General features: G+C 60.1%; 15 protein-coding genes and 1 pseudogene. 3 read left to right on the top strand and 13 right to left on the bottom strand.

From position 1 onward, the window contains the following. Positions 1 to 388 precede the first annotated feature (388 nt). A complete protein-coding gene (locus tag FHT29_RS33585) occupies positions 389 to 709 on the bottom strand; it encodes a hypothetical protein (protein WP_168596077.1) in 321 nt (106 codons plus the stop codon). A gap of 266 nt (positions 710 to 975) precedes the next feature. After that, a complete protein-coding gene (locus FHT29_RS33580; RefSeq protein WP_047561198.1) occupies positions 976 to 1,377 on the bottom strand; it encodes a SyrB-like regulator in 402 nt (133 codons plus the stop codon). A 935-nt stretch (positions 1,378 to 2,312) separates the two neighbouring features. Here FHT29_RS33580 and FHT29_RS33575 point away from each other — a divergent pair. Beyond that, positions 2,313 to 2,873, top strand: a complete 561-nt coding sequence (locus FHT29_RS33575; protein ID WP_348644921.1) for a response regulator transcription factor — start codon at positions 2,313 to 2,315, stop codon at positions 2,871 to 2,873. A 163-nt stretch (positions 2,874 to 3,036) separates the two neighbouring features. Here FHT29_RS33575 and FHT29_RS33570 read toward each other — a convergent pair. The 11 genes and pseudogenes from FHT29_RS33570 to FHT29_RS33520 all read right to left on the bottom strand — a co-directional run. Next, a pseudogene (locus FHT29_RS33570) lies at positions 3,037 to 3,163 on the bottom strand (IS3 family transposase); the annotation flags it as partial. Between the two features lie 52 nt (positions 3,164 to 3,215). After that, a complete protein-coding gene (locus FHT29_RS33565) occupies positions 3,216 to 4,001 on the bottom strand; it encodes a cyclase family protein (protein WP_168601153.1) in 786 nt (261 codons plus the stop codon). Next, positions 3,998 to 4,921 (bottom strand): NAD-dependent epimerase/dehydratase family protein, encoded by a 924-nt coding sequence (locus FHT29_RS33560; RefSeq protein ID WP_047555821.1) that lies wholly within the window; start codon positions 4,919 to 4,921, stop codon positions 3,998 to 4,000. Before FHT29_RS33560 ends, FHT29_RS33565 begins: the two co-directional genes overlap by 4 nt. Beyond that, on the bottom strand, positions 4,921 to 5,898 hold the full coding sequence (locus FHT29_RS33555) for a fumarylacetoacetate hydrolase family protein (protein WP_168601151.1): 978 nt from the start codon (positions 5,896 to 5,898) through the stop codon (positions 4,921 to 4,923). Before FHT29_RS33555 ends, FHT29_RS33560 begins: the two co-directional genes overlap by 1 nt. Before the next feature lie 29 nt (positions 5,899 to 5,927). Next, positions 5,928 to 6,509 carry a cupin domain-containing protein gene (locus FHT29_RS33550; RefSeq protein ID WP_168601150.1) on the bottom strand — a complete coding sequence of 194 codons (582 nt, stop codon included), beginning with the start codon at positions 6,507 to 6,509 and terminating at the stop codon, positions 5,928 to 5,930. Next, complete coding sequence (locus tag FHT29_RS33545; RefSeq protein WP_047555814.1) at positions 6,506 to 7,624, bottom strand: MFS transporter; 1,119 nt, start codon at positions 7,622 to 7,624, stop codon at positions 6,506 to 6,508. The genes FHT29_RS33550 and FHT29_RS33545 overlap by 4 nt, the downstream gene beginning before the upstream one ends. A gap of 68 nt (positions 7,625 to 7,692) precedes the next feature. Further along, entirely contained in the window at positions 7,693 to 8,823 is a 1,131-nt protein-coding gene (locus FHT29_RS33540; protein WP_168601149.1) for an FAD-dependent oxidoreductase, read from the bottom strand. After that, a complete protein-coding gene (locus FHT29_RS33535; protein ID WP_168601148.1) occupies positions 8,820 to 9,197 on the bottom strand; it encodes a Rieske 2Fe-2S domain-containing protein in 378 nt (125 codons plus the stop codon). Before FHT29_RS33535 ends, FHT29_RS33540 begins: the two co-directional genes overlap by 4 nt. Before the next feature lie 4 nt (positions 9,198 to 9,201). Next, positions 9,202 to 10,146: a VOC family protein gene (locus FHT29_RS33530; protein WP_168601147.1), complete on the bottom strand. Its 945-nt coding sequence runs from the start codon at positions 10,144 to 10,146 to the stop codon at positions 9,202 to 9,204. Positions 10,147 to 10,171: 25 nt separating this feature from the next. Further along, entirely contained in the window at positions 10,172 to 10,837 is a 666-nt protein-coding gene (locus FHT29_RS33525; protein WP_168601146.1) for an EthD domain-containing protein, read from the bottom strand. Beyond that, on the bottom strand, positions 10,834 to 12,006 hold the full coding sequence (locus tag FHT29_RS33520; RefSeq protein ID WP_168601145.1) for a prolyl oligopeptidase family serine peptidase: 1,173 nt from the start codon (positions 12,004 to 12,006) through the stop codon (positions 10,834 to 10,836). Before FHT29_RS33520 ends, FHT29_RS33525 begins: the two co-directional genes overlap by 4 nt. Before the next feature lie 177 nt (positions 12,007 to 12,183). On the opposite strand from FHT29_RS33520, the gene FHT29_RS33515 reads away from it, so the two are divergent. Together FHT29_RS33515 and FHT29_RS33510 are read left to right on the top strand one after the other, a co-directional pair. Further along, positions 12,184 to 13,107 (top strand): LysR substrate-binding domain-containing protein, encoded by a 924-nt coding sequence (locus FHT29_RS33515; protein WP_168601144.1) that lies wholly within the window; start codon positions 12,184 to 12,186, stop codon positions 13,105 to 13,107. A gap of 279 nt (positions 13,108 to 13,386) precedes the next feature. Further along, positions 13,387 to 14,538, top strand: coding sequence for an MFS transporter (locus FHT29_RS33510; RefSeq protein WP_168601143.1), 1,152 nt, complete (start codon positions 13,387 to 13,389; stop codon positions 14,536 to 14,538). Positions 14,539 to 14,591 lie beyond the last annotated feature (53 nt).

Genomic DNA, 14,591 nt, shown 5'->3' with positions numbered 1-14,591 from the left:
ATTCACAGTATCACTCATAGGGCTCTCCGCATGACTCATGCAGAAAATGAGCGATCTGTCCCTCCAGCGCTACGTGGGATGGCCTACCCGCTTACGATGTTTGTGGGCCTAGAGCGCAAATCTTTGTGCTCGGGCACGTCCTTGAGCCGATCCTTCGTCCGGTTTGTGACGGCATGGACGTCGCCATCCTCGTCGCGCATATATTCCAGATCAGAGTGTGAGAGAAGCTCACGATAGGTTGAATCGCTCAAGCATCTTTATAAGCTGAACATTCTGCAGATACAGCTTCTGAGCCAATTGGCTTCTCAGTTGCCTGATCTCTTCGTCCAACCTTGCAACCTCATCGAAAAAGCTTTCTCGAGAGAAAGAGGATTGTGCACTTTGCCCGCTATTTGCGGCGGCAGTTTTCTTCGAAACCACATTGGTTGCGGTTTTCTTCGCGTGTGCTGGCCGCGTCGTCTGCGGTACTCGTGAGGGCCTTTTTGTTTGTCGCATTTAGCGGTGCCAACGCAGGCGCTTCAACACTCGACTGACGAAACTCATCAAGCGCTGGTGCCTCGACCTCTCCAACCTCAACCGGCAGCGCGGCCACTGGCGGCGCATCGAGGTCGCTTCCAGGTTCATCGGAAGGCGACGTCACGAGATCAACAGGTGGGTTTTCATCCTGGTCAGACTTATCGGGTGCTTGCGTTAATTTTAACGGAACCACCGACGCTTACGGTCTGTCACTTTCAATCGCCGGGGTTTCGGCATTTTGCCCGGTCGAACCCTCGCGTGTTTCCGCCGGTCGTGCCCGCGACGTCAATTGAACAAGAAATTTCCATGGCGATTTCATAGCACTTCAACCTCGAGCAAACCGCACCACGACGTTGCCGCAGCTTAGATCCGGAACAGCGATGCGAGCCCGGAATTTCTTTTCTATTGAGACAGTAGCGGCCACGGTCGATCCCACAACCGCTCTGTTGTTCTCGGCGATTAAGCCAGCCCGAGCCGCTTGCGCAGATCGGCATTTTCCGCGCGCAGCTTATCTGCCAGAGTCTTCCGAAGTCTCTTATTCTCTTCTTCGAGCTGAATGAGATCCGCGATCTCATCGATTGCCGGAATGGAGGTGCCAGCCGCTTGCTCGGTTTGTTTGGCCGTCCTTTTTTTTCTGGTGCGCTTTGCGATGGGCGTCGACGTTATTTCACCGGCTTGTTCGCCACGCTTCTTGCGGCCCCTCGGCGATTTCACAGCCTCCGCAATTGATGCAGCTACTGTCGCTTCGACCACCAGCTTCTGGCGCCGTGGTGCGCGCTGCTTTTTATGAGCAGGCGCCTCTGCTGCTGCAACCGCCTCTGCAACCTCTGTGGTGGGCGACACATTATTCTCTGCAGCCATTATTCTCTCCTTCTGTAGCCAAAATTTCTTTTGGGCTGAGCGCCATAGGGAGTCAACGTGGGCACCATCGATAGCGCTGTTTTGAAATACATCATCATTACCCGTGTATAAAGCATAGCGGAGAAGCGGAGCTCTGGCTCGCCTGAGAGGTTCGAACTGGCCTTTCTTCTAAACGTGTTCTTCCTCGCGAAGTCAAAGAGCCGTTTGTGCCCCCAACGATGTCGTCGGACGCCCTCTCCCTCAGGCGGTCGACAGGTTATCTCAAGCCTGAAAAGCAAAAATGTCGCCTTTGTTGACGCCGGAAGAACGTCGCCTTCGCATCCGTCTCGTTCCAGAGACCGCCCAATTGGCTCGCGTCGGCAATGCCTGTCAATTCGCGAGGAGAAATCAGCGCTCTGAGTGATGCACTGCGGCATAAAACGGCGACGTACCCGGCCGACTTGGCCGATTGCCAAATTTGGTACCCAACTACTCCTACGGAGTACATCCATAGGCGTAGAGCTGCGTGACAACAGTGTCACTGTATTATTAGTACATGTTAATGCATTCAAGAATTATAAGATGTATTAAGTAATGATTGACGACAACATAAACCTAGATTTTGGAGAACAATATGAAGCAAGAAGCAATGCCGAAATTTAGACAAGGGCTTTGCTATCCAAAGAATAGAAGTATTCGGGCGGTCACAAGAAAAATAAGGGTCACACTAAAGGTTGGGGGTATCGACCATGAACGGACAGTCATTAACGAATGAGAAATTCGCTTCAGAAACAGCAGCTCGCATCATTTCAGTTCGAACACCGGATTCATTGAGGCCGTTTGTTGCCTCGGGCATCGCCGGCGCGGCAGAATCAGAGGACTATGTCCTTCTGATCGATTCCAGGGCTCTGGACCGCGAGTGCCTATCAAGAAGCCTCACAGACTATGACGACAGCATGAATATCGTCACCGTAGCGTCGTTCGAGGAATGGCAGATACGGGACATGCAGGTCGCACCGTCAGCCGTTCTCTTCATGATTGGCGGACGCAAAGTTTCCGACTCCGAAATCAGCACGAAAATTTGCGCCTTGGTGGAGAGATTCAAGGCCAGCCCCGTGATCGTCGGCGCCGACAGCGACGAGCTCGCACAGCTTTTGCAAGCACTGGAATGCGGTGCCCGCGGCTATATTCCGACCAGTGTCGACGTCAAGGTCGCAGCAGAAGCCGTGGCCCTTGCCCGTGCGGGAGGTGTATTCGTGCCCGCCAGCAGCATTCTGGCTGCCAAGGAGTCGATTACTCCCGCCGCGAGCAAGAATTGCTGCCTCGACAGTCTGTTTACACCGCGCGAGGTTGTCGTTGCCGAGGCGCTGAGGCGCGGCAAGGCAAACAAGATCATTGCCTATGAAATGGACCTCTGCGAGAGCACCGTGAAGGTTCATATCCGCAACATCATGAAGAAGCTCAATGCGACGAACCGCACGGAAGTTGCCTACAAGATCCGGGAACTCGTGCAGTAACGCTTTTCATCGCGCCGGCGAGCTTTGGTTGCTGCCCACCATGTGGCATCGCCAAAGATAGCGATCGTCGGCGTGAACTTGATATGGCGACACATCGGCGTTCAATAGCAAACCATTCGTCTTGGCAGTGCTCAGATAACCGACTTGCCGGCACAGGCGCTCATGCGCGCCGGATAGAAACCTTCCGGTCTGCCTCGACCGTGTCGACAAGCTTGCGCTTGCGGGCAGGCTTCAGAGCTAATTGACAGCACGTCCTGAAGCATCGCCTTGTCCAGCGACAGGTCGGCAACTGGAAAATTCCAGTTCTAAATGGCCTAATTCAACGGGGGCACGTCAGGATCGTCAGCTTCCATTTTCCGTCAACAGTGCCACCGCCCGGCACCACCCGGCCGAGCCCCCGCGAATCTTGACCGGCAGGCACGAGATTGTGAAGTCCCGCGCCGGCAGTTCATCGAGACGAGTCAGTTTTTCCATATGCAGGAAGACGCCGTCTCGCCCGGCCTTGTGGCCTTCCCAGATCAGGCCGGCATTGCCGGTGGCGGCGAAGCGCTCGGCGGTGATCTGAAATGGCGCATCCCAGGACCAGGCGTCGGTGCCGGTGATATGCACGCCTTGCGACAAGAGCCAGAGGGTTGCTTCACGGCCGATGCCGCAGCCCCGGCCGATATAATCCGCCCTCCCATAGGCCGCGCCCGCCAAGGTATTGACGAGCACGATGTCAAAGGGCTGGAGGGGAGCGCCTGTTGCTTCGACGGCGGCACGGATCTCGTCAGCGGTGGCGACATGACCATCCGGCAGATGGCGAAGATCGAGCTTGACGCCCGGGCGAATGCACCACTCCAGCGGAACCTCGTCGATCGTCCAGGCGCGCTCGCCGCCATTCATGGTCGAGGCGAAGTGCCAGGGCGCGTCGAGATGCGTGCCCGCATGCGTCGTCAGCGTCAGTTGCTCCACCGCCCAGCCTTCCGCACCCGGGAGGTCCGCCCTCTCGAGGCCTGGAAAGAAACGCATCACCTCTTCCGCGCCGGCCTGATGATCGGAATAGACGATTTTCGGGCCAAGTCCGGGCGGGTCGGCGGGTGTATCGTTGTCGATGGCGACGGACAAATCGACGATTTTCATGGTCAGTCTCCGGAAAGGGCCACGCGGGCTAGGGATTGAAGATCGGCGTCACCGGCAATACCGAGGCCGCGCGCCAGCGAGGCGTCGATGTCAGGCATCGCTCCGAACAGACGGGTCAGCCGCGCGTCGTCGCCCCATTGGATCGACGCCGGTCGTCCCACAACAGCCGCAATGGCCTGAACCATTTCCGCCATCGTGGCGTAGAGCGCCGGAGGCAAAAGCACGGTCGGCGCATCGCATTGGAGGTTGGAGGCCTGCAGAAGCGTTTCGACCGCTGCAGCTCGGGACATCCACCAGCAACGCGCCGAAGCTGGAACCGGGCTCAAAAAATCTTCGCCCGCGCCGATTTTGTGAAAAATTTGGCTCATGAAGGCAGAGCCATGTCCGCTTTCAGTCGGTGGACGCGCCACGAGCCCCGGAAAGCGCAGGCTGATTGCCGATAGCTCTCCCCGACGGGCGAGATCGGTCAGAAGGATCTCCGTCATCAGCTTATGGGCGCCATAAGACAGCCCCGGCGATGTGGGCGTCGCCTCCGATATGACCTCAACAGCGACATCGCCGTAGACGGCGATCGAGGAGGCGAAGACAAAGCGCGCGCCGGGCCGGCTCGCCGCCGTTCGCCATGCGAGATCCAGAGGCATGGTCAGATTGATCTTGCGACCGCGCTCAGACTCGGCCTCCGCCTGGCCGCCGGGCATACTGGCTAGGTGATAGACGATATCGAAGCCGGGTTCGAACAGGGTGTCGAGAAAATCCGGCTGCTTCAGATCGCCGGGCATCAGATCGGCGCCCGCGATCTGTGCGGACTTGCCGACGAACTGGCGATCCGTCAGCGTCAACCGGCTCAGGCCCGTAGCAGTATTGGCAAGCCGCCAGGCGAGACCGGAGCCCAGAAACCCATCCGCGCCGGTGATGAGAACACGCATCAGACCTTCACCACCCGCTGTTCAATGACGCCGAACGGCGTCGATCCATCGGGAAGTCGCGCCTCCATCCTGACCCGATCGTCCCAGGTGAGGAATGGCGTAACGGACGCGCCCTGATCGAGGAGCTCGATCACGCGGATTTCCGAAATGCAAGAGGAGCCGGCACCGCGATCCGCGTTCGACACGGTGCCCGATCCGACGATAGAGCCGGCCGACAGCTTTCGGGTGCGGGCACAATGGGCGATGATGTCCCCGAAGGAGAAATGCATCTCGGCGCCGTCGGCACGTCCGACCTCGCGCCCGTTGATCGCCACGTGCAGCGGTAGTTTCACCCGCGCGCCTTCCCAGAAGGGCGCGATTTCGTCGGGCGTGATGGCGAGCGGCGCGAAGGCCGTGGAGGGCTTGGCCTGCAGCCAGCCGAAACCCGCTCGCATCTCCCGCGGACCAAGCTTGCGTAGCGACCAGTCGTTGATCTGCACCAGAAGCCGGATATGCGAAACGGCCTGTTCGACACTCGCCCCCATGGGAACGTCCGATACGATCACCCCGAATTCGCCCTCCATGTCGATCGACAGGCTGTCGTCAACAAACTCGATGTCGTCGACGGGACCGCGCAGATCGTCGCTCGCCCCCTGATAGACCAAGGGAATTGTCTCGAGATCCGGATTTGCCGGATTGTTGAACGCCTTGTCCATCAACCGCCCATGGTTGAGAAAGGCAGACGCATCGAGCCATTGCGGCGCTCGCGGCAAAGGCGCCATGCAGCGCTCCGGTTCGAAGCGCGTGGCGAAGGCTTCTTCGCGGGCGTCCAAGCGTTCGTAAAGTGCCTCGAGCCGCGGCGCAACTGCGTCCCAGTTTTCGACAGCTTCCAGCATCGTCGAAGCTATTCCCACCGCCGGCGCGGCAACCGCGAGGTCTTTCGAGACCACCCACAGCTGGCCGTCACGGCTACCGTCTCTATAGGTCGCAAGCTTCATCTCAACCTCCAAAGAATGTTTTGCTCCGATCAGCGACCGGATAGCGCCTCGGTGATCGCGGGCTCGTAGACGCCGTCGATCAAAACGAACAACATGCGGCACATCCGGCCGGAGCGATTGGCCCAGGCATGGTTCGTGCCCCGCTGGATGACAACCGAACCCGGCTTCAGAAGCGTCTCGCCCTTGTCGAGCACCAGCGTCATTTCGCCTTCGATCACCACGCCGTAGTCGATGGATTGGGTCCGGTGCATCAGCGGATGCGGGGATTGTTCAGTTACCGTCGACGCGGCTTCGTCGCCGATTTCCGAGAACGCCACGCCCATCTTCGAGGCGCCATGGGCGAGAAATTCTTCGGTGTCGGGGGGAATATCGACGAAGCGGAAACGGGTGCCGCGGCCTGGCGGCGGCAGCACAAGCGGGCCGATGGTGGGATCCTCGCCATTGCCGACGAGAACCGGCGCGCCTGACGTCGCCCACACTTCGTGAAACACAGTGCCGGGAATGGCTTCCAACTCCACGACGGTCGGCAGCGGGCCGACATGGGCCACGATTGAACGGCCAGCGTCGTCATGGCCGGTCACCACCCGGGTGATAGCGGGAAACTCGGTCATGCGGACCTCGCTTTGGTGAAGAAGACGATCGAAAGGATCGCCACAGCCACCCCCGCCGCCCCGAGCGCGCCGAAACCGAAATTCTGACCAAGAGCGCCGCCCACAATCGGGCCGAGCGCCGCGCCGATCATCAGCATCGCCGGCGTGGCCGCCACGGCCCTGCCAGTCCGATCGAGACGGGCGAGCAGGCCGAAAGCGAAGGTGTGGGTGAAAATCTGGATCGCGACGAAGAAGGCGGCCACCGGCGCCCACAGCGCAAAGACCGTGGCGCTCGTCACAATCACCGCGAAGAAAGCCTGCACTGCGGGGCCGATCTGGACCACCGTCTCGGCGACCAGCCGTCTCTGCAGGATCGCCGCCAGTGGCGAGGGAACGAGGAAATTAACAATGCCGAGGGCGATCAGCACGCCCAGCACGCCCTCAGCGGGAAAGCCCCGCAGCTTTCCGATCACTTCCACGAAGGAGAAGACCATCGCCTGATTGAAAGTCATGACGCTGATGCCGAAGACGGTGAACCAGATCGCACGACCGAATGGCGCCGATGCGTGCACCTCGCCACGATCAGGATTCACGAATAGGACGGCGCAGAACAAGCAGGCGATGGCCATGAAGAGGCCGAAAACCTGGAACAGAGCCTCGCGGCCAAAGGCGATCAATAGCTGCGGCAGTACCCCGAGCAGGACGATGCCAAGAAGACCGATTGCGATGCCGGCCAGGGCAAAGAGACGATGGGGATTGGCGGATTTGCCAATCGCGCCATGCACCATCGACAGCCCCGTGCCGACCGCCAAGCCCGCGACCAGATGAAGCGCAGCCAATTCCGCCAAGCCGCTCTTCGTCGATGCGGCGAAGAAGGCGAGCGCGGCGACGCCATAACCCGCGGTAGCGGCCAGTTTTTGATTGATCCGGTTGAGGCGCGGCGCAACGAAAAGGCTCGCCGCCACCGCGCCCAAAAGAAATAAGGTCACGATGCCGCCTGCCTGTTGCGGACTAAATCCGAACCGTTCGACAAGCGCCCCGACCCAGACCGGTAACGCGGTAAGATCGAGCATGCCCGCGCAATGAGCCACCACCAGCGCTGCCGTTCCGCCCGCGCCGTATTTTTGTCCTGTCATTTTTGATCCTCCCGAGCCGGAGCGACATTACCGCCCGGCCCCTGGTCCCATGATGTCGTTTCGCCCGCTCAGATAACTTCGGCGAGCGTTCTCATGGACTCGCTCATGATCGCGGCGTGCTCCTCCCGGCTGCCGCCATGGATTTCGATGTCGGCCAGACGCCCCGAATTCTCCACCACCATCCGACACCGCTCCCAGCGTCGGGCCTCGAAGGCCGCTAGCGCCGCATCCGCGGTTGTGGCGCGCCCGACTTCCTGCGCCAGTACCATGGCGTCCTCGATGCCGATGCAGGCTCCTGCCGCCAGATGCGGCGTGGTCGCGTGCACGGCATCGCCAATGAGTGCGACGCGTCCCTTTCGCCATGGACGCGGCATCAGCATCTGTTCGAGCGGCCGATAAATGACGTGATGTTCCTCGGACAATTGATCGGCGATGGTTTGAATGATCGGCGAGGGAAACCGCCTCAGGAGCGTACGAAGCGTATCCACAAACGTGTCCGGTGCCACGAAATCGTTGACTTCCTTGTCCTCGGTCAGGAAGAGGTAGGCCTTGTCGGTTGACACGCCGTTGAGGCCGACCTTCAGATTCGGGCCGAGCCACATGGTGACCGTGGTGATCTCCACGGGTCGTGGCAGCACCGCGCGCCAGACAGACTGGCCAATAAAGCGCGGCTTCGGGGCTTCTGGAAATAGCATAGCGCGAACGCGGGAATAAAGACCATCGGCGCCGATGGCGAGATCATAGCGCTTGGGAGAGCCGTCGCCGATGTCGACCCAGACGCCGTCTTCCTGATTCTCGATCGTCGAAAATGTCGCGCCGAGCCGGACATTGACACCTGCGGCGACAACCTCCTCCTGCAGGATCCTGGCGAGCGCGGGACGCATGATGCCGCCGCCGCCGGGGACGTCGGGACCGGCAACGCGCGGCGTCGGTAAAGTCACCAGGATGCGATCGTCAGGACCACGCATCTGGACGCCGTCAGACGCAAATCCCTCCTCCATGAACCGATGGAGAAGGTCGAGTTCCTTCAACACGCGCAATGTCGAGCCATGCAGGCTGATGCCTGCGCCATAGGATCGCCAGCCGGGATCGATCTCGAGAAGATCGACCTCGACGCCCTGGCGCGCCAGCCGCGCGGCGGCCGTCATTCCAGCGAAACCGCCGCCGATGATCAAGGCTTTGTTGATGCCTGCATTCATAGTGCTTTCTCCTCCGCGGCCAGAGCGGCGAAAACCTCGCCCTCCTCGTTGACCGTCAACGCCACCCGCGTCAGCCCCTGCCCCAGGCAGGGACCTAAGACGCATTCTCCCGTTTCGATGTCGAACAGCGCCCCATGCGAATGGCAGGCGATATGCGTGCCGTCGCCATTCAGATAGGCGTTAGACCGCCAGGCCATCGGCGTGCCCTGCGGATAATGCGGGCAGGCGTCCAGCCAGGCGTGAAGTCGTCCCTCTTTGCAAAGAACAATGATCTTCCGGCGATATCCTCCCACCGGACCGAAGCCTCGAGCTTCGCCCTCGCCGATGTCCTCGGTGCGACAGAGACTCACCTGATGCGAGCCCAGCGCCGTCATTGGGTCAACCCTTCGCGCCGGGAGGCGGGCCTCCGGGCACCCATTTTTCGCGCATTTCGAACAATACGATCTGCGACGCCTCTGCGCCCATCGGCGCCTCGCGCGCCACCCAATTGTCGTCGTGCTTGTCCATGTCGGCGTCATATTCGAAATGACAGCCGAGCGGACTGTTGAAATACCAGAACCAGTTCGAGCCGAACTTGTGGCGGCCCGGGCCCCAGAAGCTCTGATAGCCCTTCTTGACGAAGCGAGTACCGGCAACCATCAATTCGGTCGGCCCTCCCATATGGAAGGCGAGGTGTTCGCAGCCCTTCATGTATTCCGGTGTGCGAATGAAGAAAAGCGTGTGATGATCATCATTTGCTTTTGGCCGCAGGAAAGGGCCGGCGCCCTTCAGCGTGTCAGTTATCACGAAACCAAGCCTGTTGCAGTAGAAGTCCGTCGCGATCTCGATGTCGGGCACGAAGAGGACGACATGGCTGAGCGTCCGCGGCGCGGCGGGCATTTCTTCCCAAACGCCGATCTCGTTGGGCTTGCGTTGGGCGGGCGCGCCTGGCGCATTGATCTTCTCGGCCGGCATGTTGAGCTCACGACGGATCGTCACCTGAAATTTGAGCTCGAAGCCATGGGCGTCGCTGGTCTCGATAGAGCCGTCGGCAAGGCGGGTGACGCGCCGGTCCTTGGAAAGCTCCGCTTCGATCGCGTCGAGGCCATCAGCCGAACGCACGCCGTAGACCTGCTGGCGCAGAAGGTTGGCCGTGGGAAGCGGCTTGGGCAGGGATAGGTCGGATTTATGCCGGATGACGATTCCTGTTCCGTCGAGCGCGGCAAACAGGCCGCCGGTCTCATCGACATTGACGGCATGCAGGCCGAAATCACGGAGATAGTCTGCGGCAGTGGCGACGTTATCGACGCCGAACACGAGATAATCGGGTCCGATGATGTTCATGATGATCCTCCCTTGGACCGGCGCCTCAGCGGCCGGCAAATAATCTGTATTCCCGGGCGATGAGATAGGCGGCGGAACGTCCGCCTTCTGTCTCGCCCGTTTCGAGCGCCTGGCGGCAATGATGGAGAAGTCGGGCAGCCTCCGCTTCTTCGTGCGTCCAGAATTCGTCGACGACGGCAATCGGCCCCGGTGTGACGGCCATATTGCGACAGTAGCCGGAATAGACGACATCGCTCGAAGCGATACGATCAACAAGATCGACCGCCGCCGCGCCTGCGGGCCTGACGACAAATAATTTGAGATCGGCCGCTGCAGAAGCCGGCTCGCGTACGCGCTCTTCCGAGAAAGGCTGTCCGACAACGTTGGCGTTGTCGACGAAGCGCGGTTCGTCGGGGCGTAGGCGCTCATTGTAGAACGAAGTTTCCCGAGACGCCTTCACCGATCCGATATCCTCGAACCAGAGCTGGGTCACGAAATCCAGTCCCAGCCGCAGGGCAGCGGGAGCGGCATCATCGGCCGCGAAGACCGCGTCCAGCCCATGATTTTGCGCATATTTGCGCGGCGCGTTTTGCGGATCGGCAGCGATGTAATCGAGTACGATCCGACCATGAACGTCTTTCATGTGATGGCGGTGCTCTGCGAGGGTCTGACCCGGTGAGCGCCGTCCGAACATCATCAGCTTGATCGTCATGCCGCGTCCCCTACCGCTGTGCGTCCGCCGAGAACCTCCGCCACCCAATCGGCGATATAGGCGCCGGCATTGGCGGAATTGTCGAAGCTCGAATGCTGGACGCCGCCGGTGCGGGCATCGAAGATCTTCAATTCGCGCTTCGGGCTGTTGACCAGTTGGTCATAGGTGGCCCGGGCCCAATGCAGCGGGATCTGGCTGTCCTTTTCCCCATGGGTGACCAGGAAGGGTACCCGTACCCGGTCAAGCACGCCGTCGAGATGGACATTTTCGGCGATGCGCATGAAGTCGTCCATGTCCTTGGCGCCCCAGACCCAGCGGACGTGCTCCCAATAATGCGGCACCGGAAAATTGCCTTCGCGGGCGAGGCGCTTCTTCTGCACGTCGCGCCAGTCGTGATTGGCACCCCAGACGACGCCGCAGGCGAAACGCGGCTCGAAGGCCACGGCGCGGGGGCAGTAATAGCCGCCGAGCGACACACCCTCCATGCCGATGCGCTTCGGATCGATCTCCGGCCGGGTTTCCAGCCAGTCCACCACGCGGCTCGCCCAATGCTCGCTGTCAAAGCGAGCCGTCAGGCCCTCAAGCCGGAGCGCTTCGCCGGTTCCGGGCTGGTCGACCACCAGGGAGGCGACGCCGCGCTTGGCCAGCCACATAGGCAGGCCGACGAGAAATTTCATTTCCTTGGTGCTGTCGAGGCCGTTGACCTGAACGAGCAAAGGCTGCGGCCCGCTGACGCCTTCCGCCGGCAGATAGAGCGCCGACAGATGCGTTCCCTCATAGGGAATCTCGACGCGGCGGCACGAAGACCCCGACAGCCGCAGGCCTTTCTCGAACAGGTCGAGAAAGCGGCGGTAAAGCGCCAGACGCCCTTCCGACCCATGCGCCTGCAGCCGCTCAGCCGTCAGCAGATAGTTTGCGGCGCGAATGAGCTTGTCGCCGGCGGAAATCATCCGCCCCCGCGCCTCGTCTTCTTCGGAGAGCGAAATGAGCTTGTCGCCCATGCTTGCCCAGGTCTGGCGAAAGGCCATGACGCCAGCCGCATCGGGGGCTTTCGCGGCCTCCTGCAGAGGGGCGCACATTTCCTCGATCTCCCCGATGCGGGCGCCCATCTCGATAGACAGGTTGACCGACAGGTTCCAGACGTAATTGGTGGGGAAATATTTGAACACAATGCCTCCTCAACTCTCGCGTCAGTCACTCTGACGCTTCAGGCGGAAATCGACGGCGGCGCATGTACGTGGCCGATCGATCACTCCTCCCAGATCGAGATCTAACGAAAAGAAAAACGTTTATGAAATTGGTTGTTTCAATCCATGGTATTGATAATCTAAATACATGGAGGAGCCATGCGTTTCAAAAATCTCGATCTCAACCTGCTGGTGGCGCTCGACACCCTGATCCGACTGCGCAATGTCAGCCGCGCGGCGGATGAAATGTTCATGACCCAATCGGCGATGAGCAATGCGCTGGGGCGTCTCAGGGAGTATTTCGACGATCCGCTGCTGATCCAGGTCGGGCGAACGATGGAACTCTCGCCGCTCGCCGCCTCTCTCGAGCAGCCTTTGCGCGACATCATAGTGCGCATCGACAGCGCCGTCGTCTCGACGCCATCCTTCAATCCTGCGGATTCCCGCCGCGTGATCGGCATGGTGGTTTCAGACTACTCGCTGCACACGCTGATCCCGCGTTTCATGGCGGTCGTCGCTGCGGAGGCTCCGGGCCTGCAATTCGATTTCAAGCCGCAACAGAACTTTCCGCATCTGCTGCTGGAACGGGGGGAAGCCGATCTTCTGATTGCTCCGTCGGTGTTTTGCTCCACGCAACATCCCTCGGAAGTGTTGTTCGAGGATGAAATCTGTTGCGTTACGGATTCCTCCAGCCGTTTTGCGACGGGAGCGAGAATGACCCGTGAGCAGTTCGAAACATCAGGTCATGTGGTGATGCGTCCGCCGAATGGCGGAGAAAGCTTTGCAGAACGCGCATGCCGCGAGGTCGGCTTGGCTATACGAGTGGACGTATCGACGTTCGCCTTTTCCACGCTTCCCGTGCTGGTCAGAGGAAGCGATCGGCTCGCGCTGGTTCAACGAAGTCTCGCGAGAGAAATGGTGAAGACTGGTGGCCTCACAATAGTCGATCCGCCTCTGGATATCCCGCTCCTCGAACAGTCGGTGCAATGGCACAGTTACCGCTCACGCGATCCGGCACTAACCTGGGTGCGGGAGAAACTGAAGGTTGCGGCATCCACGTTTGCGACAGACGGCCGCGAGTAAGGGCGGTCATTCTCGCGCGGTGAGAGGGACAGGACTCGAACAACATGATGGTGAGAGGGCAATCATCCATCGCTGCGAACTATGATTTTCGATCAGGAAAATCACCTTTGCAAATACAAGGCTCATGCCTAGGCTTACCGAACTCAGTCGACACATTGAATGTGCCCGCCCTGCCCAAGTTTCTGCTTGAGTGAGGAGGCAGGCGACATTTGTGGCGTTGGACTGCGCATCGCTCGGGGGGAGCCGAGCGAAAGCCAGACATCGGTGGAGGAGGCCACAATGGTTACGAAAGAAACTTGGCGCCCGCGCATGGCGCTGCTCATCGCACATGTCGCAGGGATGATTGATCTGGTGGCATTGCCGGTGTGGATCAGCACCTTGATCACCGAGTATCATTTTGATCCGCAACAAGCCGGCGCGATGGTGACACTTTTCCTGGTTGGAACGGTCGCCGCAAGCCTGCTTTTTGCGCCGCGATTCAATGACTTCAATGGCCGGATCGTCACGACGGTGTCGCTCGCTTTGGCGGCGATGGCCTGGGCTGCAGCAACGCAGCAGACCCAGTTCATTCCCATGGCGATTTGCCATGCTGCAGCCGGATTCACTGCTGGAACGGCGCTTTCGTTTACCCATGGCACGATCGGACGAAGCCTGAACCCGCACCGGCTGTTCGCCATGGCCGGTGCGGCAATCGGAATATTCGGTACAGTCTTCCTCGGGATGGTCCCGAAGCTTGTGGCGACCCATGGTCGGGAAATGGTGTTTCTCGTTTTCTGCTGCCTCATGATCCTGGCGAGCCTGACATCGCTGCTCGCCTTTCCAAAGCCAACCCTCGCCCATGATCCCGTCGCGGCGGCTGGCACGCAAAAGCTCAGCCGCGCCGTTTGGGCTGGCATTATCGGCGTCAGCCTGATGGCTGTCACCCAGTCGATGGTCTTCGGTTTCTACCAGGAAATAGGCATCGGACACGGGTTCTCCATGGATGCGATTGCCGGCGTGTTGATCGCTCTTGGCATCGTCGCCCTGTTTCCGGGACCTATTGCCGGCTTTCTCGAAAAAACCCTGAGCGCGGAGAAGGTGGTTCTTGCCGGACCGGTTCTGCAGGCAGTCTTTGCGCTCATCATCACCCTGAGCTCTGCCTTCCTTCCCTATGCGATTTCAGGTCCGCTCTTTGTGGCGACCATGGTGTTCACCCATACCTTCGCATTCGGTCTTTTGTCGCGGCTGGACGCCAGCGGGCGGGCCGTTGCTGCGACGCCGGCCATGCTGATGACCGGGGCGGCCATCGGCCCGATCCTTGGCGGAACCCTGATCAAGATGTCCGGCTACACATCGATCGGCTTTGCAGCCTGCGTCTGCGCAACGCTTGCGTTTATCGCGTTCTCCAGGGTGCGGGCGAGCCACCATCCTGTCACCGCCGCCGGCGAATAGCTATCCGTCTCATCGAACACCATGGCGGCCCCGCGGTCTTAACGACTGCGGGG

Source organism: Rhizobium sp. SG741 (genome assembly GCF_012275435.1).
Taxonomy (GTDB): domain Bacteria; phylum Pseudomonadota; class Alphaproteobacteria; order Rhizobiales; family Rhizobiaceae; genus Rhizobium; species Rhizobium lusitanum.
The sequence above is the reverse complement of the archived record's forward strand: the minus strand, read 5'-3'. Positions and strand labels throughout refer to the sequence as shown.

Excerpts from the sequence above, each read along its gene's own strand:
- FHT29_RS33525 (WP_168601146.1), bottom strand. The coding sequence starts at position 10,837 with ATGACGATCAAGCTGATGATGTTCGGACGGCGCTCACCGGGTCAGACC.
- FHT29_RS33530 (WP_168601147.1), bottom strand. The coding sequence starts at position 10,146 with ATGAACATCATCGGACCCGATTATCTCGTGTTCGGCGTCGATAACGTC.
- FHT29_RS33550 (WP_168601150.1), bottom strand. The coding sequence starts at position 6,509 with ATGACCGAGTTTCCCGCTATCACCCGGGTGGTGACCGGCCATGACGAC.
- FHT29_RS33515 (WP_168601144.1), top strand. The coding sequence starts at position 12,184 with ATGCGTTTCAAAAATCTCGATCTCAACCTGCTGGTGGCGCTCGACACC.
- FHT29_RS33540 (WP_168601149.1), bottom strand. The coding sequence starts at position 8,823 with ATGAATGCAGGCATCAACAAAGCCTTGATCATCGGCGGCGGTTTCGCT.
- FHT29_RS33575 (WP_348644921.1), top strand. The coding sequence starts at position 2,313 with ATGAATATCGTCACCGTAGCGTCGTTCGAGGAATGGCAGATACGGGAC.
- FHT29_RS33560 (WP_047555821.1), bottom strand. The coding sequence starts at position 4,921 with ATGCGTGTTCTCATCACCGGCGCGGATGGGTTTCTGGGCTCCGGTCTC.
- FHT29_RS33510 (WP_168601143.1), top strand. The coding sequence starts at position 13,387 with ATGGTTACGAAAGAAACTTGGCGCCCGCGCATGGCGCTGCTCATCGCA.
- FHT29_RS33535 (WP_168601148.1), bottom strand. The coding sequence starts at position 9,197 with ATGACGGCGCTGGGCTCGCATCAGGTGAGTCTCTGTCGCACCGAGGAC.
- FHT29_RS33580 (WP_047561198.1), bottom strand. The coding sequence starts at position 1,377 with ATGGCTGCAGAGAATAATGTGTCGCCCACCACAGAGGTTGCAGAGGCG.
- FHT29_RS33545 (WP_047555814.1), bottom strand. The coding sequence starts at position 7,624 with ATGACAGGACAAAAATACGGCGCGGGCGGAACGGCAGCGCTGGTGGTG.
- FHT29_RS33555 (WP_168601151.1), bottom strand. The coding sequence starts at position 5,898 with ATGAAGCTTGCGACCTATAGAGACGGTAGCCGTGACGGCCAGCTGTGG.